General features: G+C 73.9%; 16 protein-coding genes. 7 read left to right on the top strand and 9 right to left on the bottom strand.

The genetic code is table 11. The annotated features are described in order from the left end of the window. The first annotated feature begins 179 nt into the window (after positions 1-179). Both ABD665_RS01820 and ABD665_RS01815 read left to right on the top strand, forming a co-directional pair. Positions 180-1,211: a LacI family DNA-binding transcriptional regulator gene (locus ABD665_RS01820; RefSeq protein WP_344740841.1), complete on the top strand. Its 1,032-nt coding sequence runs from the start codon at positions 180-182 to the stop codon at positions 1,209-1,211. Positions 1,212-1,234: 23 nt separating this feature from the next. After that, positions 1,235-2,476: a Bcr/CflA family efflux MFS transporter gene (locus ABD665_RS01815; protein ID WP_204912508.1), complete on the top strand. Its 1,242-nt coding sequence runs from the start codon at positions 1,235-1,237 to the stop codon at positions 2,474-2,476. On the opposite strand, the gene ABD665_RS01810 is transcribed toward ABD665_RS01815, so the two are convergent. Next, the gene (locus tag ABD665_RS01810; protein WP_204912509.1) at positions 2,439-4,004 is read right to left on the bottom strand and encodes an alpha-L-arabinofuranosidase C-terminal domain-containing protein; all 1,566 of its coding nucleotides are present in this window, start codon (positions 4,002-4,004) and stop codon (positions 2,439-2,441) included. The two genes, ABD665_RS01815 and ABD665_RS01810, sit on opposite strands and share 38 nt — an antisense overlap. Positions 4,005-4,165: 161 nt before the next feature. Here ABD665_RS01810 and ABD665_RS01805 point away from each other — a divergent pair, with 161 nt between their 5' ends. Beyond that, on the top strand, positions 4,166-5,206 hold the full coding sequence (locus tag ABD665_RS01805; RefSeq protein WP_204912510.1) for a substrate-binding domain-containing protein: 1,041 nt from the start codon (positions 4,166-4,168) through the stop codon (positions 5,204-5,206). Here ABD665_RS01805 and ABD665_RS01800 read toward each other — a convergent pair. From ABD665_RS01800 to ABD665_RS01790, 3 genes are all read right to left on the bottom strand, one after another. Then, complete coding sequence (locus ABD665_RS01800; protein ID WP_204912511.1) at positions 5,203-6,030, bottom strand: ANTAR domain-containing protein; 828 nt, start codon at positions 6,028-6,030, stop codon at positions 5,203-5,205. The genes ABD665_RS01805 and ABD665_RS01800 overlap by 4 nt on opposite strands. Before the next feature lie 92 nt (positions 6,031-6,122). Next, positions 6,123-7,262, bottom strand: coding sequence for an alcohol dehydrogenase catalytic domain-containing protein (locus ABD665_RS01795; RefSeq protein WP_204912512.1), 1,140 nt, complete (start codon positions 7,260-7,262; stop codon positions 6,123-6,125). Between the two features lie 138 nt (positions 7,263-7,400). After that, complete coding sequence (locus tag ABD665_RS01790; protein WP_204912513.1) at positions 7,401-8,147, bottom strand: ANTAR domain-containing protein; 747 nt, start codon at positions 8,145-8,147, stop codon at positions 7,401-7,403. Positions 8,148-8,426: 279 nt separating this feature from the next. Between ABD665_RS01790 and ABD665_RS01785 the strand changes: the two genes are divergently transcribed. Continuing rightward, positions 8,427-8,924: a DUF6328 family protein gene (locus ABD665_RS01785; protein ID WP_204912514.1), complete on the top strand. Its 498-nt coding sequence runs from the start codon at positions 8,427-8,429 to the stop codon at positions 8,922-8,924. Between the two features lie 165 nt (positions 8,925-9,089). Beyond that, entirely contained in the window at positions 9,090-10,757 is a 1,668-nt protein-coding gene (locus ABD665_RS01780; protein ID WP_204912515.1) for a RecQ family ATP-dependent DNA helicase, read from the top strand. Here the strand turns inward: ABD665_RS01780 and ABD665_RS01775 are convergent. Next, on the bottom strand, positions 10,744-12,012 hold the full coding sequence (locus tag ABD665_RS01775; protein ID WP_204912516.1) for an AGE family epimerase/isomerase: 1,269 nt from the start codon (positions 12,010-12,012) through the stop codon (positions 10,744-10,746). The genes ABD665_RS01780 and ABD665_RS01775 overlap by 14 nt on opposite strands. A 106-nt stretch (positions 12,013-12,118) precedes the next feature. Here ABD665_RS01775 and ABD665_RS01770 point away from each other — a divergent pair, with 106 nt between their 5' ends. After that, the gene (locus ABD665_RS01770) at positions 12,119-13,129 is read left to right on the top strand and encodes an aldo/keto reductase (RefSeq protein ID WP_204912517.1); all 1,011 of its coding nucleotides are present in this window, start codon (positions 12,119-12,121) and stop codon (positions 13,127-13,129) included. Between the two features lie 3 nt (positions 13,130-13,132). Here the strand turns inward: ABD665_RS01770 and ABD665_RS01765 are convergent, their stop codons facing one another. From ABD665_RS01765 to ABD665_RS01750, 4 genes are all read right to left on the bottom strand, one after another. Continuing rightward, positions 13,133-13,777, bottom strand: a complete 645-nt coding sequence (locus ABD665_RS01765; RefSeq protein ID WP_204912518.1) for a dihydrofolate reductase family protein — start codon at positions 13,775-13,777, stop codon at positions 13,133-13,135. Between the two features lie 93 nt (positions 13,778-13,870). Next, positions 13,871-15,517, bottom strand: coding sequence for an alpha-amylase family glycosyl hydrolase (locus ABD665_RS01760; protein WP_204912519.1), 1,647 nt, complete (start codon positions 15,515-15,517; stop codon positions 13,871-13,873). Positions 15,518-15,580: 63 nt separating this feature from the next. Further along, positions 15,581-16,636 carry a Gfo/Idh/MocA family oxidoreductase gene (locus ABD665_RS01755; RefSeq protein ID WP_204912520.1) on the bottom strand — a complete coding sequence of 352 codons (1,056 nt, stop codon included), beginning with the start codon at positions 16,634-16,636 and terminating at the stop codon, positions 15,581-15,583. A 25-nt stretch (positions 16,637-16,661) separates the two neighbouring features. Next, the gene (locus ABD665_RS01750) at positions 16,662-17,462 is read right to left on the bottom strand and encodes a phosphatase PAP2 family protein (protein ID WP_204912521.1); all 801 of its coding nucleotides are present in this window, start codon (positions 17,460-17,462) and stop codon (positions 16,662-16,664) included. Positions 17,463-17,678: 216 nt separating this feature from the next. Here ABD665_RS01750 and ABD665_RS01745 point away from each other — a divergent pair, with 216 nt between their 5' ends. Next, positions 17,679-19,112, top strand: coding sequence for an ATP-binding protein (locus tag ABD665_RS01745; RefSeq protein WP_204912522.1), 1,434 nt, complete (start codon positions 17,679-17,681; stop codon positions 19,110-19,112). Positions 19,113-19,143 lie beyond the last annotated feature (31 nt).

Genomic DNA, 19,143 nt, shown 5'->3' with positions numbered 1-19,143 from the left:
GGCCTGGTCGAACGGGCTGACAGATCGTCGGTTAAGCGCTTAACTGCGCGTGGGCCGAGTTTGGAATGGGCCGTCGGGTCTTGTCAAGGGGTCGATCTGTCCACCGGTGCTCCGGGCCCCCTCGGCGAGGCCGTCCAGCCCGTACGGTCGTCCTGACGATCAAGGAGAGGTGCGACGCGGTGGCGGCGACCATGCGGCAGGTGGCGGAGGCGGCCGGGGTCTCGATCGCCACGGTGTCCTTCGTCGTGAACAACACCAAGCCCGTGGCCCCCGAGACGCGCCAGCGCATCGAGGAGGCGATGGAGCGCCTGGAGTTCCGTCGCAACATGGTCGGGCGGGCCCTCGCCAGCCGGCGTACGCGGGTCGTCGCGCTCGTCTACCCCGCGATGGAGCACAAGCTGGGCGCGTCCGGGATGGAGTTCGTCACGAGCGCCGCGCGGACGGCGGGCCGTGCCGGGTACCACCTCGTGCTCTGGCCGGTCAGCAACGACGCCGCCGAGCTGACCCAGCTGGTGGGCCAGGGCCTGGTCGACGGGGTGCTGCTGATGGAGGTGCAGCTCGAGGACCCGCGCGTCGAGGTGCTGCGCCGCACGCGGACGCCGTTCACGCTCATCGGGCGTTCCGCGGACCTGACCGGCCTGGTCTACGTCGACATCGACTTCGACCGCACGATGGAGCAGGCGGTCGACCACCTGCTCGGCCTCGGGCACCGGCGGCTGGTCATGGTCGCCGGCAGCCAGGAGGAGGCGAGCTACCGCAGCTACGGCCCGTTCGTCCGGTCCGCGGCGGCCTACCGGCGCATCGCCGCCGAACGGGGCTTCGAGGTCGTGATCCTCGAGTGCGAGCAGACCACGGCGGCGGGCCGGGCGGTCGCCGAGCGGATCCTGAGCGCCCACCCCGCGACGACGGCCGTCCTCGTGCTCAACGAGTTCGCGGCGCCGGGACTGGTGTCGGGCCTGCTGCGCCACGGGGTCCGCATCCCCGAGGACGTCTCGGTGCTCTCGGTGCTGACCTCGACCGAGGCGAGCACCTCGGTCGAGCCAGCCCTGACGTCGATGTCCTCGCCGGGTGCCGAGCTGGGTGAGCTCGGCGTGCAGGCGCTGCTCCGGCTCCTCGAGGGCGGGCCGGCGTCCCCGCCCCGCCTGCTGGCCGGCACCCTCGTGCCCGGCGACTCGACCGGCCCGGTGCGTACGGGACCCGCTGCGGGCTGAATCGTTCAAGTACGGTGGAGGCCGTGACAGCGACAGACGTGGTGGGTCCGCCCCGGACGGGCGGGCGGCAGCTCGCTCCGATCGTGCCGCTGGCGGTGGTCGTCGGGATCTCGCCGCTGGCCACCGACATGTACATCCCGGGCCTGCCCGAGCTCGCGGCCGACCTCGGCACCAGCGCGGCGGTCGCGCAGCTCACGCTCACCGCGTTCCTCGTCGCGTACGCGGTCGGGCAGCTGCTCGTCGGACCGCTCAGCGACGCGGTCGGACGACGGCGGCTCGTGGTCGTCGGGACGGCGGCGTTCGTCGTCGCGTCGGTGGCCTGCGCGCTGTCCCCCACCGCCCCGGTCCTGCTCGTGGCGCGGCTCGTGCAGGGCCTGGCCGGCGCGGCCGGCACCGTCGCGGGACGCGCGATGGTCACCGACGTGCTGTCAGGCGTCCGACGGGCCCGGGTCATCGCGTCCCTGGCCGCCATCAACGCGGTCGGCCCCGTCGTGGCCCCGCTGGTCGGCGGTGCGCTGCTCGGCGTGGGGACCTGGCGGCTCTCCTTCTGGCTCCTCGCGGTCGTCGGGGTCGTCCTGCTCGTCGCGGTCGTCACGAGCTTCCCGGAGACGCTGCCGCCCGAGCGCCGCTCGGACGGTGTCGGCCTGCGGGCCAGCACGCACCGGATGGCCGAGCTGCTGCGCATCCCGCGCTTCACGCTCTACCTCGTCACGTCGTGCATCGCCACCGTCGGCTTCTTCGCCTACATCGCGACGAGCTCGTTCGTCTTCCAGACCTGGTACGGCTACTCCGAGACGCTCTACACGGTCGTCTTCGCGACGAACGCGAGCTGCATGATCGCGTCGACGCTCCTCTTCGGGCGCATCGTGGGTCGGGTCTCGGAGGACCGGCTGCTCGCCGTCGGTCTCGTCGTGGGGGCCGCTGCGTCCGCCGGCGTCCTCACCGGCGCGCTGCTGCACGCGCCCGGCTGGGTCGTCTGGGCCTGCCTCGCCGTCGTCACGGGGGCGCAGGGCCTGGTCATCACCGGCACCACCACGCGGACGCAGGCGCTCGGTTCGGCGACCCCGGGCACGGCGGCGGCCCTGTCCGGCGGGCTGGCCTTCGGGATCGGCGGGCTCGGGACCCCGCTGGCCGGGCTGCTCGGCGGCACCCCGACCGCGATGGGCGCGATCATGCTCGTGGGGCTCGGGACCGGCGCCGTGCTCCAGGTCGCCGGGCCCCGGCTGCTCAGCCGGTCCGCCGCCGGGCCCACACCCCGCCGCTGAGGGTCCAGGACCCCGCCGGAGCGTCGACCGCCACGACGCCGGCCGGGTGCGCGTACGGCAGCGCGACGCGGACGACGGTCAGCGAGTGGGGTCCGAGCGCCGTGCCGCCCTCCGCGAAGTGCGTGGTCACCGACCGCGGGACGACCGACGTCGGGTGGTCGACGTCGTTGTAGGCGTCGGGACCGTCCGCGGTCAGCAGGGTCGCCGGGTGGTCGCCCTCGAGGAGCCGGCCGCCGAGCGACACCCGGCACTCGAGGGTGCGCTCGGGATCGCGGTTCACGAGCACGAGCTGGACCTCGTCGCCGGCCTCGCTGACCGTCGCGAGCACGTCGAGGACCGGGACGTCGGTGCCGTCGAGGGTCCGGCTCGTCGCCGTCGCGTCGAGGACCAGCGGGCCGAGCTCGCCGGCGAACAGCGCGAGGGTGTGGAAGGTGCTACGCCGGACCACGCCGTCGGGGTGCACGAAGAGCGGGCCGCGGGTGTTCACGCTGGGCGCGATGTTGGCCATCCGCACGGTGTCGCCGGCCCGGAGGCACGAGCTGAGGAAGCTGGCCGAGAAGAGCGCGTCGGCCATCGTGTACGTGCTGTTGTCGTCGTTGCGGTCCCGCGCCTCGATCGCCCGCCGGCTGGTGCCGTCCGGGTGGTGCCAGCCCCGCAGGTTCCACTCGTCGAAGGCGATCGTGACGCGGTCGCCCAGGCCGGCCGCCTCGAGGATGGCGACGGTGCGGCTGATGTCGTGCTGCGGGCCGAGCGACTGCCCCACGGCCGTGCGGTAGTCCGAGGGGTGGTCGACCTGGTCGAGCTTGTCCCAGTAGCCGTGGATGGACACCATGTCGACGTACGGGCCGGCCGCCTCGAGCAGCGGCAGCGTCCACTCCAGGTCCGCTCGCGCCGCGGTCAGCAGGGTGATCGACTCGTCGACCCGACGCATCATCTTGGCGGCCTCGCGCACCAGCACCGCCCACTCCGCGGGGGTCTTGGCCCCCATCTCCCAGGCGCCGTAGTTCTCGTTGCCGATGCTCCAGAACGGCACGGCGAGCGGCTCCGGGCTGCCGTGCTGCGCCCGCAGGTCCGACCAGCGGCCGCCCTCCGGCAGGTTGCAGTACTCGACCCAGTCGCTCATCTCCTCGGCCGTGCCCGTGCCGGCGTTGGTGCAGACGTACGGCGCGGCGCCGATCGCCGCGCACCAGGCGACGAACTCGGCGGTGCCGAAGGTGTTCGGGTCGCTGACCCGCCAGGCCTTGTCGTAGTGGCTGCGACGGTCGGGGCCCACCCCGTCGAGCCAGTGGTAGCTGGAGACGAAGCACCCGCCGGGCCAGCGGACGACGCTGGGCCGCAGCTCCCGCATCGCCTCGACGACGTCGAGCCGGAAACCGGACGCGTCGCTCAACGGCGACCCGGGCTCGTAGATCCCGCCGTAGACCTGGCGGTGGAAGTGCTCGACGAAGTGGCCGAACAGGTCGCGGGAGTAGCGGACCGGTACGCCGTCGAGCGGGACGCCGACCGTCGCGTCTGTGCTGCTGTGCACGTGGGTGCTCCTCGTCGTCCTCGTCCGGGCCGGGCCGCTGCAAGACCGGCACCCTGCGCCGACGGTAGAACACGTTCTCGTCCGGCGGCAAGAGGTTCCGAGAACGACTTCTCCGTGTTCACGTCTGTTCCGGAGAACGCTTCTCGCGTACGGTCGTCCTCGTGACCACGGGTGCCGCGCCTCCGTCCCGGGGGCCCACGCTGCGCGACGTGGCGTCGCGCGCCGGGGTCCCGCTGTCCGCGGCCTCCCTGGTGCTCAACGGCAAGCCCGGTGTCTCGGCCGAGCGGAAGGACCGGGTGCTGCGCGCCGTGGCCGACCTCGGCTACGTCCCCCAGCGCCGCGACCCCGCATCGGCCCCGCCCGCCCTCGTCGGCCTGGTCATGGAGGCCCTGTCCCCCGCGGCCGCCCGCGACGGGTTCATGACCGAGGTGCTCGCCGGGGTCGAGGCGGGCCTGCGCGCCGCCGGTCTCGCGATGCTGCTGCACCTGCATCGCGGCGAGGACGACCCGGTGGCCGAGCTCCGGCGGCTCGTGGGCCGCGACGTCGACGCCGTGATCGTCGCGAACGGCGGCGACGTCGGCGAGGCCGTGATCGACCGGGTCCTCGCGACCGGGACGCCCACCGTGCTGCTCGAGAACTACCTGGACGCGCCGGTGCACGCGGTGGTCGCCGACAACTTCGCGGCCGGCTACCGCTGCACCCGCGCGCTGCTCGAGCGCGGGCACCGCCGGATCGCCATGCTGGCCGGCTCGACGCGCTACGTCGGGCTGACCGACCGCCGGCGGGGCCACGAGGCCGCGCTGACCGAGGCGGGCATCCCCGTCGACCCGGCGCTCGTGCCCCCGCAGCCGGCCGGCACCGAGCGCAAGGGCTACGACCAGATGCGGACGCTGCTGGCCCTGCCCGACCGCCCCACGGCCGTCTACGCGGTGAGCGACCGGACCGCGATCGGGGCGTACGCGGCCCTGGCCGACGCCGGGCTCCGTGTGCCGGACGACGTCTCCGTGATCGGCACCGACGACATCGTCGAGAGCGCGCTGCTGTCCCCGCCGCTGTCGACCTTCGTGGTGCCGACGTTCGAGCTCGGCCGGGCCGCCGCCCGGACGGTGGTCGCCCTGCTCGGCGACGAGCCGCCCGCCCCGTCGCGGACGATCCTGCTCGGCCGCCTCGAGCTGCGCGGCTCGGTCCGCGACCTCCGCTAGCTCGACGGCCTCTCGATGCGGCCGGTCCCGTCCGGACCGCCCGCACCCCGGGCACCACCGTCGTGGCCGTGCCCGGACCGGTCGCGGTGCGCCGCCGCGCCGCGGCGGTCGACGTCGTCGACGAGCTGCGCGGCGATGAGGCGGAGCTTGGTCCCGCTGTCGTGGGACGCGTGGGTCAGGAACGTGAACGCCTGCTGCTCGCTCAGCCGGTAGCGCTCCATGACGATGCCCACCGCCTGACCGATCACCTTCCGGGTGCTGAGCGCCTCCGTGAGCTGCTGCTCGGCCAGCCGACGGCCCAGCGCGTGCGCGGCGTGGACCGCGAAGAGGCGGGCGATCTGCAGCGTCGCCGTGTCGAACGCGTGCGCCCTGGAGGCGTAGAGGTTGAGCCCGGCCGTCGTGCGCTCCTCGTCGAAGAGCTCCATGCCCAGCTGGGAGGCGATCCCGAGGGCCGAGGCCGCCGGGGCGTACCGGGGCCAGCGGTCCTCGCGCCCCAGGTCCTCGCTGGTCGTCACCGTGCGGCCCACGAGCGCGTCCACGCAGGGACCCTCGTGGAGCCGGTACTGCAGGTCGTCGACCTGGTAGACCAGCGGGCCCGTCGCGGCCACGGTCTCCATCCGCCCGTTGCGGTGCGCGACCGTGACGCCCACGTGCTCGACCCCCGGGATGGTGTCCCGGGCCGCCAGGACGATGCCCCGCAGCACGTCCTCGGTCTCCGACTGGTGGTGGAGGCTCTCGGCCACCGCCGCCATCAGGCGGGCGAGGCCGGCCTCGTCCACGTCGCGCAGGGCCCGGTCCCGGGCGCCGTCGTCCCCTGTCAGCACGTCGGGCGGCAACGGAGCAGTCGTGCGGGCATGCGTCTTCTTCCGGAGGAACGGGTGTCGGGGCGGTCGGGGTCGGCGTACGGCCGGGGCGGTCAGCCGTGGGGCTTGAGGAGCACCTTGGTGTAGCCCTCGACGCGGCGGTCGAACTTGTCGTACGCGTCGGGCGCCTCGTCCAGGGGCACCTCGTGGGAGACGATGAACGACGGACGGGCCCGGCCCTTGATGATCAGGTCGCGCAGCTGCCGGTTGTAGCGCTTCACGGGCGCCTGCCCGGTGCCCATCGACTGGCCCTTGGTGAAGAACGTGCCGTACTGCCAGTCCACCCGGTCGGCGCGCTCCGGCGGGTCGACGCCCGGGTCCTGCGGGACGTAGACCCCGACGACCCCGATGCCGCCGGTGGTCCGGACGACGTTCACGAGGTGGTCGAGGGTCAGCGCGGGGTGCTCCTCGCCGGCGGCGTCGTGCGCCTGGAAGCCGACGGCCTCGACCCCGCGGTCGCAGCCCAGACCGCCCGTGCGCTCGAGGATCTGCTCGTCGGGGTCGCCGGCGGAGAAGTCGATCCCGACCGCGCCGATCGACTCGGCCAGGCGCAGGCGGTCGGGGACCTGGTCGACGACGAAGACCTCGCTCGCGCCCCGGATGATCGCGCTGTGCGCGGCCATCAGCCCGACGGGCCCCCCGCCGAACACGGCCACCCGGTCGCCGGGGACGAAGCCGGATAGCTCCACGCCGTGCCAGCCGGTGGGGAAGATGTCCGAGAGCATCGTGAAGTCGTTCTCGTGCTCGGTGCCCTGCGGCAGGTGCAGCAGGTTGACGTCGGCGAACGGCACGCGCAGGAACTCGGCCTGGCCGCCGTCGTACGGGCCCATGTTCGCGTAGCCGTACGCGGCGCCGTCCATGCCCTCGGTCGGGTTGACCCGGGTGCAGAACGACCACCACCCGGTCTGGCAGTTCCGGCAGGTGCCGCAGGCGATGTTGAACGGCACCGACACGCGGTCGCCGGGCTTCACCTGCTGGACGCCGGGCCCGACCTCCTCGACGATCCCCATGTTCTCGTGGCCGAGGACCTTGCCCTCCTCGACCGCGGTCCGGCCCTCGTACATGTGCAGGTCCGACCCGCAGATGTTCGTCGTGGTCAGGCGGATCACGGCGTCCAGCGGTCCCTGGACCTTCGCGTCCGGCACCTCCTTGACGGCGACCTGCTTCGGTCCCTCGTAGACCAGACCCTTCATGCGTCACGTTCCCCTCCGGGCGCCGCGCGCCCGTGCCGGTGGTGGGGCCGGATCGGCCCCCGTACGCCGCCCGCGGTGGTGCGGGCCCCGTACACGATCGGCCTACCCGGCCCTCCGCGGCGCAAAACTGTGACGCGTTCAGGCGGTCCGGCCGTGGTCGGTCTGCGGACCCTGTGCCTCGGCGACCACCCGCTCGGCCACCTGGCGGAGCTTGACGTGGGTGTGCTGCGACAGCCGGGTCAGCACGCCGAACGCCTCGTCGGCCGTGCAGTGCTCCCTGGCCATGACGATGCCCTTGGCCTGCTCGATGACCGAGCGCGACGCCATCGCGGTCCGCAGGTTGGTCACGAGGTCGAGGGCGTCCTGGTACTCGAGCGTGTTGGCGAGCGCGAACGCGGCGTAGCCGGCGAACGACTCGGCCAGGGCGATCGAGGAGGCGGGGAAGGCCGTCCTGGCCCGCGAGTACATGTTGAGCGCGCCGATGCTCCGCTGCGGGATCGGCAGCCCGACGGAGAGCACGTGGGTGACGCCGGCGGCGGCGGCGATGGCCGCGAACTCCGGGTAGCGGTCGTCGGGTCGGGCCGTGTCCAGGACGATCGTCGCCCCCGAGACCGCGGCGTCCGTGCAGGGCCCGAACCCCTCCGCGTACTGCCGCTCGTCGAGGTCCACTGCCAGCGGCCCGGTGAACACCACCGTGCGCGGCTGGTCGTCCTTGACGAGCGTCACCGACACGTCGGTCAGCTCGGGGACGGTGTCCCGGGCCAGCTCGGCCACCCGCTGGAGGGTCGGGCCGAGCGGGCGGTCGGAGTGCAGCATCCGGCCGAGCTCCGTGAACGCCGTCGTCGGGTTCGTACGGCGCTCGGGCGAGGGTGCGGGCGTGGTCACGGGCGTCCTCCGGGCAGCGGTGACCCGGCCCTGTGCGTACGAGGGCCGAGCCTGCGTGAGCCGCTGTCTGACCCAGGGCCGGGGCCCGCTCCGCGGACGACCGGTGACGTCGCCCGGGAGGGCGACCACAGGCGCCCGATTTTACGGATCCGCCCGCCCGCGCGGCAACTCCTCACGGCGTCGCTTCCTCTATTCTTCTCGTGATCGCGCCTGTCCCCCGCCTTCCGGGGTAGGGGCCACCCGTGCGGCGCGCACGGCCGCCGGGCGACGGGGGTGCGGATGGACGAGGACGCGGACACGGTCGAGGACGGCCGCGACGAGACGGCGAACGAGCAGAGCGACCGCAACTGGAACGAGATGCTCCAGGAGACCCGGATCGTGCAGACCGGTACGCAGATCCTCAGCGGGTTCCTGCTGACGATCGCCTTCCAGCCACGCTTCACGACGCTCAGCGAGCTGCAGCACGACCTCTACCTGCTGCTGGTGCTCGCGGCCACGGTGACGACGGCCCTCGCGCTGGCGCCGGTGGTGCTCCACCGGCGGCTGTTCCGGCAGCACGAGAAGCGCGAGGTCGTCGACCGCGGGCACCGCCTGCTCAGCTGCGCGCTGGTCGGCCTGGGCGTGGTGATGACCGGGACGGTCCTGCTGATCTTCGACGTGGCCGAGGGGCTGGACGGCGGCACCCTCGCGGCCGCGGGTGTCCTGGTGGTCCTGCTGCTGCTGACCACCCTGCCGGCGCGCCAGGCCCGCCGGGCCGGGTCGCGGTCGAGGTCCTGACTCAGGGCCTCGCGCTCCGACCAGCCCCGACCGGTCCGCGCCGGCGCCGAGCGGTACGTGTGCCCGGTCGTCACGCCCGGTCGACCGGGAAGGCGTACCGCTGGGCGCGACGCGGGCCGCGCCCGACCCTGGTTGACCGCGGCCCGGCCCGGGTACGACGCCGACATGTCCGCGTACGCCGACCAGCTCCTCCAGGTCGCCACCGACACCTTCGGCTGGCCCGAGCTGCACCCCGAGCAGCTCGAGGCGATGGAGCAGCTGATGGAGGGCCACGACGTGCTGGCCGTGCTGCCGACCGGGGCCGGCAAGTCGGCGATCTACCAGGTGCCGGCGCTGCTGCTCGACGGGCCGACCCTGGTCGTGTCCCCGCTGCTGGCGCTGCAGCGCGACCAGCTCGGCAGCATCGAGGGCTCAGCCGCGCCGGAGGCCGTCGCCGTGAACTCCAGCCAGCGGGTCAGCGAGACGCGGCACGCCTGGAAGGCCGTCGGCGAGGGGGACGCGGAGTACCTCTTCCTCTCCCCCGAGCAGCTGGCCAAGGACGAGGTGGTCGACGAGCTGGCCGGGCTCGACGTCAGCCTGTTCGTGGTCGACGAGGCCCACTGCGTGTCCGCGTGGGGCCACGACTTCCGTCCCGACTACCTCCGGCTGCGGCCCGTCGTCGAACGGCTCGGGCACCCGCCGGTGGTCGCGCTCACGGCGACCGCGGCGCTGCCGGTCCGGCAGGACATCGTCCGGCGGCTCGGCCTGCACGACCCCCGCGAGGTGGTCGCGAGCTTCGACCGCCCGAACCTCCGCCTGGCGGTGCAGCGGGTCAGCGAGGAGCGGCGCAAGCGCGACGCGGTCGTCCTGCACGTCCGGACCCTGATGGCCGACCCGCAGACCCGCTCGGGGCTCGTCTACACGGCCAGCCGCAAGGACGCCGAGTGGTACGCCTCCGAGCTCGCGCAGGCCGGGCTGACGTCGGCGGCGTACCACGCGGGCATGCGGGCCGCCGACCGCCGGCGGGTGCACGAGGACTTCCTCGCCGGCGACGTCGGGGTGGTGGTGGCGACGTCCGCGTTCGGGATGGGCATCGACAAGCCGGACGTGCGGTTCGTCGTGCACGCCTCGGCGCCCGAGTCGCTCGACTCCTACTACCAGCAGGTCGGACGGGCCGGCCGCGACGGCGAGCCCGCCGACGTCACGCTCTTCTACCGCCCGGAGGACCTGCACCTGCAGCGCTTCCTCACCGCCAGCCGGCCGCCCGCGGACGCGCTCGCCGTGGTGGCCGAGACCCTGGTCGACACCGAGGAGCCGCTGCGGCCGGCCGACCTCGGCCGGGCCCTGGACGCCGCCGCCGACGACGGCGCCACGAAGGTCCCCGCGGCCCGGCGGACCCGCGCCGTCAACCTGCTCGAGCAGGCCGGCGCCGTCACGACCGACGACCGGGGCCGCCTCGAGTACCTCGACCCCGACCTGAACCCCGGCGAGGCGGTCGACCGCGCGGTCGAGGTCGCCGCGACGCACCAGCGGCTCGTGGAGTCGCGGATCGAGATGATGCGCGCGTACGCGGAGACCACCGGCTGCCGTCGCCAGCTCCTGCTCGGCTACTTCGGCGAGCAGCTCGAGCACGCGTGCGGGAACTGCGACACCTGCGCGGCGGGCACGGCGCACGACCTGTCACCGCAGGACGACACCTTCCCGCGCAACGGCAGCGTGGAGCACACGGAGTGGGGCCACGGCGTGGTCATGTCGGTCGAGGACGACCGCCTGACGGTCCTCTTCGACGAGGTCGGCTACAAGACCCTCGCCCTCGCCGCCGTCCGCGACCAGGGCCTGCTCACCCCCGCATGAGCGCGACGGCCCCCGCGACGCTCGCTGCGACGGGGAGCTGGGAGAGCAGCACGGCCTGGTAGGCGTGGTAGAGGTCGGGCTTGCCCGACCAGATGGTGCTGGTCGGACGGTTGTCGGTGTCGAGCTGGTGGTGCCAGGAGCCGCGGTCCGCGTCGACGAACACCTCCGCGACGTGGTCCCACCAGTCGACGTAGTGGCGGGCGTACCGCTCGTCGCCGGTCAGCTGCCCCAGCGTCGCGGCCGCGCCGATCGCCTCGGCGGGCACCCAGAAGACGCGGTCGGGGACGACCGGCGAGCCGTCCCAGTCGGTCGTGTAGACGAAGCCGGGGTGCTCCCCGCCGACCCAGCCGTCGGCGACCGCGCGGGCGAACAGCCGCTCGGCCGCGTCCCGGTACCGGTCGGCCGCGCCGAGCGCGTGGCCCGTCTGGACCAGCAGCCGCGACCACTCGAAGGCGTGCCCGATCGTGGCCCCGTACGGACGGAACTGGTCGTCGGGGTGGTCCCGGTTGTGCTCGAGCTGCGGGACCCAGTCCTCGCCGTAGTGCTCCGGGATGCGCCAACCGTGCGCGCCCGCCTGCTCGACGACGAAGGCGCAGATCCCGTCGGCCCGTTCCGCGAGCGCGCGGTCGCCGGTCGCGTCGTACGCCGCGAGGAGGGCCTCGACCATGTGCATGTTGGCGTTGAGCCCGCGGTACGCCCGCGTCGTCCGAAGGTCGGCGCTGACGCTGTCGGCGAAGAGCGGGGTGCCCGGGTCCCCGAACCGCTCGGACGTCGTCCGGGTGGCGTCCGCCAGCAGCGCCGGGCCGCCCGGGTCTCTGGCGACGGTGGCCGTCGCGGCGGCCAGGATGACGAACGCGTGCGTGTACGCCTGCTTGTCGGCGTCCGCCGCAGCGTCCGGGTCGTCCGAGCCCGCCGGCGCGTCGGGGTCGGGGACGTGCTCGACCCAGCCGCCGTGCACGGCGTCGCGCCCGGCGCTCGCGAGGCCGGCCAGCAGCCGGGCCGCGAGCGGGGTGCAGCCGGGCACGCCGCGCATCCCGGCGAGGAAGTAGACGTGGGCCATCCGGGCGGCCATGTAGACGTCGCCCGTCCGGTCGGGGTCGGGCGTGCCGTCGACCGTCAGCCAGTGCGCGAGCCCGTCGCCCCGGACGACCCGGCGCCCGAACCGCAGCAGCCCGCGCTCGTGGTCGGCCAGCCAGGACAGGTGGGCCGGCGGGTGGGCCGGGACGGTCGAGCCGGGAGCGGGTCGGGCGGGCATCGGGTCCTCGCGGTGGTCGTGCCCGAGCGGGTGCCCGAGGCGGACCGCGGCAGTCTAGGGCGGTCCCCGCCGGGTGCGAGGAGGGCGCCGTGGTTGTGTGGGGGTCATGGAATTCCGCTATCTCGGCAACTCGGGCCTCAAGATCTCCGAGGTCACCTACGGCAACTGGCTCACCCACGGCTCCCAGGTGGAGAACGAGCAGGCGCTCGCCTGCGTCCGCGCCTCCCTGGACAACGGCATCACGACCTTCGACACCGCCGACGTCTACGCCAACACCAAGGCCGAGACCGTCCTCGGCGAGGCGCTCAAGGGCGAGCGGCGCGAGTCGGTGGAGATCTTCACCAAGGTGTTCGGGCCGATCGGGCCGAAGCAGCACAACGACGTCGGGCTCTCCCGCAAGCACATCATGGAGGCGGCGCACGGTTCGCTGAAGCGCCTGCAGACCGACTACATCGACCTCTACCAGGCCCACCGCTACGACGTGGAGACGCCGCTCGAGGAGACGATGCAGGCCTTCGCCGACCTCGTCCGCCAGGGCAAGGTCCTCTACGTCGGCGTCAGCGAGTGGACCGCGGAGCAGCTCCGTGACGGCGCCGCGCTGGCCAAGGAGCTGGGGTTCCAGCTGATCTCCAACCAGCCGCAGTACTCGATGCTGTGGCGCGTCATCGAGGGCGAGGTCGTCCCCACCTCGAAGGAGCTCGGCATCTCGCAGGTCGTCTGGTCCCCGATCGCCCAGGGCGTCCTCACCGGCAAGTACAAGCCGGGCGAGCAGCCCCCGGCCGGCTCGCGCGCGACCGACGAGAAGGGCGGCGCGAACATGATCGCCCGCTGGATGCGCGACGACGTCCTCGCGCGGGTGCAGCAGCTCAAGCCCCTCGCCGACGAGGCCGGGCTCTCCATGGCCGCGCTCGCGGTGGCGTGGACCCTGCAGAACGACAACGTCGCGACGGCGATCATCGGCGCCTCCCGCCCGGAGCAGGTGGCCGACAACGCCGCGGCGGCCGGGGTCACCCTCGACGCCGACCTGCTCACCAAGATCGACGAGATCCTCGACCCGGTCATCGAGCGCGACCCGGCTCGGACGCACGAGAGCTCGCCGAAGACCCGCGAGGTCTAGGGCTCAGCCGGCCGCGTCGGCACCGCCGTCCCGCGCGGCCATGTCCCCGGTGCCGGGGGTGCCGTCCACCCGTGCGTAGCGCAGGTGGACGGTGCCCTTCGGCCCGGACGTGGGCCGCTCCAGGAGCGTCAGGTTCGTGGGGACCGCCCCGTCGGCGAACACGCGCTTCCCCACCCCGAGCATGATCGGGTGCAGCCACAGGTCGATGTGGTCGAAGAGCCCCTCGCGCAGCAGCGTCTGCACCAGGTCCAGACTCCCGACGACCTTCACGTGCTCGTGGCGCTCGCGCACCTCCCGCACCGCGGCGGCCAGGTCGGGACCGAGCAGCGTGGACCCGGCCCACGCCAGGTCCGGCCGGCCCCGCGAGGCCACGTACTTGGGCACCCGGTTGAACAGCGTCGCGATGTCGTCGTCCGCGCCGCCCTCCTGGTGCGGCCAGTAGGCGGCGAAGATGTCGTACGTCCGGCGGCCGAGCAGCAGCGCGTCCGTGCCCTCGTACGCGGCGAGCACCTGCCGGCCCGTGACCTCGTCGGTCAGCGGCGCCTGCCAGCCCCCGAAGGAGAAGCCCTCCGGGTCCTCCTCCGGCCCGCCGGGCGCCTGCCCGACGAGGTCGAGGGTGGAGAACAGCTCGAGGTGGATCAGTCCCATGTCCCGCTCCCGGTGCGTGTGGTCGTGCCGTCACGGAGGTAGACCGGCGCCGGGACGAGACTCATCGCCCGAGCCGCCACATCACGAGTCTGCTCAGGCCTCGCGGAACCAGACCGTCCGATCCGCCGGGACGAGGCCGTCCGCCAGCGGTCCGCTGGCCAGCAGCACCTCGCCCTCGGGCAGGGCGACGGGCTCCGGGCCGAAGTTCGTGAGGCAGTGCCAGCCGCCGGGGCGCACGACGTGCACGACCCCGGGCCCGGCGGGCACCCAGGTCAGCCCCTCGCCCGCCGCGCGCTCGCGCCGGAGGGCGAGCGCGGCGACGTAGAGGCTGAGGCTCGAGGTCGGGTCGTCGGTCTCGCGCTCGAGGCTGAGGTCGGCGAACCACGCCGGCTGCGGGAGGTGCGGCGGCGCCGCGGCCGGTTCGGGGCTGAAGCCGTACGACGGGGGCGCGCTCGTCCAGGGCAGCGGGACGCGGCAGCCGTCGCGTCCGAGCCGCTCGCCGCCGGTGCGGAAGAAGGTCGGGTCCTGGCGCTTGTCCGCGTCGATCTCGACGACCTCGAAGAGCCCGAGCTCCTCGCCCTGGTAGAGGTACGCCGACCCCGGCAGGGCCAGCATCAGCAGGGTCGCGGCGCGCGCCCGCGTGGCGCCGAGCGCGGTGTCCACGGTGATCTCCGGGTCGACCCCGAAGGCCGGGATGTAGCCGATCTCGTTCGGCTGACCGGCCGCGGCGGTGATGCCGTAGCGGCTGGGGTGCCGGATGACGTCGTGGTTGGACAGCACCCAGGTGGAGGTGGAGCCGCTCTCGGCCGCGAGGTCGAGGTTCTCCTCGATCACCCGGCGCCAGGTCTCGGCGTCCCAGGGCGCGGTCAGCAGGTCGAAGTTGAACGCCTGCCCGAGGCTCTCCGGGCTGGCGTAGCGCGCGCGGCGGTGGGCCGGCACCCACGCCTCCGCGACGGCCATCCGCGGCGGGTCGTAGGAGTCGAAGAGCGTCCGCCACTCGGCGTACACCTCGTGCACCGCGTCCCGGTCCTCGTACGCGTGGTTGCCGTCGGTGCGGGTCGCCAGCTCGGCCCGGTCGGGCAGCGGCTCGGTCAGGTCCTTGACCAGCAGGTTGGCCACGTCGACCCGGAAGCCGTCGACGCCGCGGTCGGCCCAGAACGCCAGCGTCTCGAGGTAGTCGTCGCGGACGTCGCGGCGGTCCCAGTTCAGGTCGGGCTGCTCGGGCGCGAAGAGGTGGAGGTACCACCAGCCGTCGTCCAGGCGCGTCCAGGCCGGACCGCCGAAGTCGGACTCCCAGTCGGTGGGCGGCTCGGAGCCGTCCGCCCCGCGACCCTGCCGGAAGACGTAGCGGTCCCGCTCGTCGGAGCCCGGTTCCGCGGCGAGCGCCGCCCGGAACCACCGGTGCCGGTCGGAGGTGTGGTTGGGGACGATGTCGACGATCACCCGGATGCCGTGCTCGTGCAGCGCGGCGGTCATGGCGTCGAACGCGGCCAGGTCGCCGAGCTCGGGGGCGACGTCGCGGTGGTCGTCGATGTCGTAGCCCCCGTCGGCGAGCGCGGACGGGTAGAACGGGCTCAGCCAGACCGCGTCGACGCCGAGGCGGGCGAGGTGGTCGACGTGCGCCCGGACGCCGTCGAGGTCACCGATGCCGTCGCCGTCGCTGTCGGCGAAGCTGCGGGGGTAGACCTGGTAGACGACGGCGTTGCGCCACCAGTCGGCGTCGGCGGAGGGCAGCGACATCGGGACGTCCTTCGTACGGTCAGAGCGCGGCGACCTGTGCACCGACTTCGGTGCACAAGTTGACTACATCCCGGAGCCGCCTGCGCCGGGCACCCCTGCCGCCCCGAGCTGGCGCCGGGCCTCGTCGATCGTGGCCATGATCGACACGACCTCGGCGTGGTCGTGGACCGGTGACTCGACGCGGCCCTCGGCGACGTACGCGGCGAGGTGGACGGCCTGGTGGCTCAGCCCCTCGTTCAGCTTGTCGAAGGTCGTGTCCCTCCACGTCAGCGACTCCTCCGACGTGGCCGAGCCCGTCGTCAGCGTCAGACCCGTGGGCCCGAAGAACGGGCTGTGCACGTCGAGCCGGGCCTCGGACCCGACGACCGACGCGGTGATCGGCAGGCGGGCGACGAGCGACGTCGACACGAGCGCGTTGGCCCCGGCCGACGGGAGCAGCAGGTCGGCCCGCTCGTCCACCCCCGTCGGGGCCAGCGAGCCCGCGGCGGTGACGGCGTCCGGCGGCCCGAGGACGGACGAGGCGAAGGCGATCGGGTAGACGCCGGCGTCGAGCAGCGCTCCCCCGCCGAGCTCGGGATTCCACAGCCGGTGCGCGGGGTCGAAGCCGAAGACGAAGCCGAAGTCCGCACGGACGAGCCGGACGTCGCCGAGCAGGCCGTCGGCGAGCACCTGGCGCAGGACGTCGGACTGCGGGAGGTAGCGCGTCCACATCGCCTCCTGCACGAGCACCCCGGCCGCCCGGCCCGCGTCGGTGATCTCCCGGGCCTGCTGCGCCGACATGGCGATCGGCTTCTCGACCAGGACGTGCTTGCCGGCCGCGATGGCCTCCAGCGCCTGCTCGTGGTGCAGCGGGTGGGGCGTGGCGACGTAGACGACGTCGACCTCGGGGTCCTCGACGAGGGCGGAGACGCTCGTGTGCACGGTCCCGATGCCGTGCCGGCGGGCGAACGCCTCGGTCTTGGCGGCGTCGCGGGCCGTGACCGCCACGGCGCGCTGCCGGGTGTGCGCGTGGATCGCGCCGACGAACGGGTCCGCGATGCCGGTGCCGATCACGCCCCAGCGCAGGGCGGGGACTTCCGTGTCGGTGAGGGTGCGGGGGCTGGGCAGGGTCAGGGGCACGCGCCCATGATCCATGGGGCGCCGGTCAGCGTCGGCGGGCGGCCTGACCGGACCGGAGGGGCTGCGGCTCCTCGGGGGCGCCGCGCTCGCGGGCGGTCAGGTAGAGCCGGTGCGCGGTCACGACCAGGGCGAGCCAGGCCGCCCCGAGCAGCCAGGCGGCGACGACGTCGGTGAACCAGTGCGCCCCGAGCAGGACCCGGCTGAGGCCGACCACGACGGCGATGACCACCGGCACGACGACGCAGGCGACCCGGGCGACGACCGTGCGGCGGTGCAGCCAGAGCAGGTAGCCCACGACGCCGGCGATGACGGTGGCGTTGAGGGTGTGGCCGCTCGGGAAGGACGGCGAGTACTCGAAGGGCGGCACGGCCTCGGACAGCGGCGGCCGGCTCCGGCCGATGATGTCCTTGCCCGCGATGGTCATGAGCAGCGAGCCGACGCCGGCCCCGGCGATCAGGATGAGCGGGGTCCGCGACCGCCGGTGCAGGGCCAGGACGAGGATCGCGGCGACCGCCATGCAGGGCATGCCGACGGGACCGAAGAGGTAGGCGATCCCGGAGGCGAGCGTGTCGAGCCACGGCGTACGGAGCTGGATCGCCTCCTGCAGCAGCGGCCGGTCGAGGTTCGCGATGCCGTCGCGGTCCGTCACCGCGTCGTAGACGCGGGCGACGAGGAAGGCCATCAGGAAGGCGACGACCACGCCGGCCGTGAGGATGACCGCCAGGGCGGGCTGGGCGCCGATCCGGTGGCCGACGCCGGTGACCACGGACGCCGCCTTGCGCCCCAGCGGGCTGTACCAGTGGGTGACGTCGTTCGGGTGCTTCATGGGTCCGCTCCGGTCGTACGGGGTGCCGAAGCGCCCCATCCTGCCCGTACGCGCCACGCAGGGCGGTGGGCGCGCGCTCGGCGTCGCAGGAAACGCCGTTCCGGCACGCGGTCCGACCCGCACCGCTAACGTTGTCAGCGCCGTCCGGGGGTTCGGCTTCGAGCCGGTGCCGTCGTGGTCACCGCCAAGGCCGTGGCACCCCGGAGGTGGACCCGGATGACGAACGCCCCTCGGCGTCTCAGCGACGTCGTCCTGGGAGCCCGCCCGCTGCAACGCCGGCTGACCTTCCTCACCATGCTCGCCGTCGGCCTGACCGTCCTGGTCACCTGCCTGACCGGCTGGCTCGCCCTCCGGGCCACGCTCTACGACATCAGCGAGCGCGGCTCGCTGCAGATGGCCCAGGACCTCGCGCCCCGGGCCGTCGAGGACCTCGGTCGCCTCGGCCGTCTCGGGCCGCGGCTTCTGGGGACCGGCACCACGGTCGTGCAGGCCGTGGGTCCGGACGGCACGGTGCTGTCGGTGCGCGGCGAGGCCCTCTCGCTCGACCTCGGCCGCCCCGAGGTGGCGGCGGCGCAGGAGCAGCGGCAGACCGTGCGGAACACGACGAGCAGCGACGGCGAGGTCTACCGGCTGGTGACGGTGCCGCTCGGCGAGGAGGGCTACGTGCTCGTCGTCGGGCGGCCCCTCGCGTCGAGCGAGGAGGTCCTCAACGTGTTCGGGCTCGTGGTGCTCCTCGTCGGCGGCATCGGCGTCGTCTGGGCCTGGCTGCTCGGCAGGACGGTCGCCGGTACGGCGTTCCAGCCGGTCCGCCGCTTCACCGAGGCCGTCCGGCACGTGGCCGAGACCGAGGACCTCGAACCCGTCTCGCCCGAGTCCGGCGGCGGCGACCTGGCCGCGCTGACCGAGACGTTCAACCTGATGCTGTGCCGCATCGCGCTCTCCCGGGACCAGCAGCGCCGGCTCGTCGCCGACGCCGGCCACGAGCTCCGCACCCCGCTGACGAGCGTGCGCACCAACCTGGAGCTGCTGGGTCTGGACACGGCCGGCCGGCGGCTGAGCGACGAGCAGCGCGGCCAGGTCGTCGCGGAGGCGCTCGACCGGACGGTGGAGCTGAGCACCCTGGTCTCCGAGCTCGTGCACCTCGCCCGCGAGAGCGTGCCGGCGGTCCGCGAGCCCCTCGACCTGAGCGACGTCGTCGAGGCGGCCGTCGGACGCGTGCGTGACCGCACCGGGGTCGGCTTCGACCTGCGGCTGACCCCGACGGTCCTGGTCGGCGACGCCGGTGCATTGGAGCGGGCCGTCGGCCACCTGCTCGAGAACGCCGTCACCTGGAGCCCGCCGGGCGGCACGGTGCACGTGCGCCTCGTCGGCCACCGCCTCGAGGTCGCCGACGAGGGACCCGGGATCGCGGAGGCCGACCTCCCCCACGTCTTCGACCGCTTCTACCGGTCGGAGGCCGCCCGGAGCACCGCCGGGCACGGGCTCGGGCTCGCCCTCGCCACCAAGGCGTTCGGGGAGCACGGCGGGACGCTCGCTGCCGGCCGGGCTCCCGAGGGGGGCGCCCTGTTCACCGTCGCGCTGCCCGGCAGCGCCGGCGCGCCGGGCGACGGCACCGCGACGACGACCCGTCTCCTGCACGTCGCGGCCTGAACCGGCCGGACGCGGGACGACCCCGGACCCG

This window comes from Microlunatus spumicola (assembly GCF_039536445.1).
GTDB lineage: Bacteria > Actinomycetota > Actinomycetes > Propionibacteriales > Propionibacteriaceae > Microlunatus > Microlunatus spumicola.
The sequence above is the reverse complement of the archived record's forward strand: the minus strand, read 5'-3'. Positions and strand labels throughout refer to the sequence as shown.

What these genes read in the sequence shown, in the direction of transcription:
- ABD665_RS01770 (WP_204912517.1), top strand. Translation starts at nt 12,119, where the DNA reads ATGGAATTCCGCTATCTCGGCAACTCGGGCCTCAAGATCTCCGAGGTC.
- ABD665_RS01785 (WP_204912514.1), top strand. Translation starts at nt 8,427, where the DNA reads ATGGACGAGGACGCGGACACGGTCGAGGACGGCCGCGACGAGACGGCG.
- ABD665_RS01775 (WP_204912516.1), bottom strand. Translation starts at nt 12,012, where the DNA reads ATGCCCGCCCGACCCGCTCCCGGCTCGACCGTCCCGGCCCACCCGCCG.
- ABD665_RS01765 (WP_204912518.1), bottom strand. Translation starts at nt 13,777, where the DNA reads ATGGGACTGATCCACCTCGAGCTGTTCTCCACCCTCGACCTCGTCGGG.
- ABD665_RS01750 (WP_204912521.1), bottom strand. Translation starts at nt 17,462, where the DNA reads ATGAAGCACCCGAACGACGTCACCCACTGGTACAGCCCGCTGGGGCGC.
- ABD665_RS01780 (WP_204912515.1), top strand. Translation starts at nt 9,090, where the DNA reads ATGTCCGCGTACGCCGACCAGCTCCTCCAGGTCGCCACCGACACCTTC.
- ABD665_RS01795 (WP_204912512.1), bottom strand. Translation starts at nt 7,262, where the DNA reads ATGAAGGGTCTGGTCTACGAGGGACCGAAGCAGGTCGCCGTCAAGGAG.
- ABD665_RS01760 (WP_204912519.1), bottom strand. Translation starts at nt 15,517, where the DNA reads ATGTCGCTGCCCTCCGCCGACGCCGACTGGTGGCGCAACGCCGTCGTC.
- ABD665_RS01745 (WP_204912522.1), top strand. Translation starts at nt 17,679, where the DNA reads ATGACGAACGCCCCTCGGCGTCTCAGCGACGTCGTCCTGGGAGCCCGC.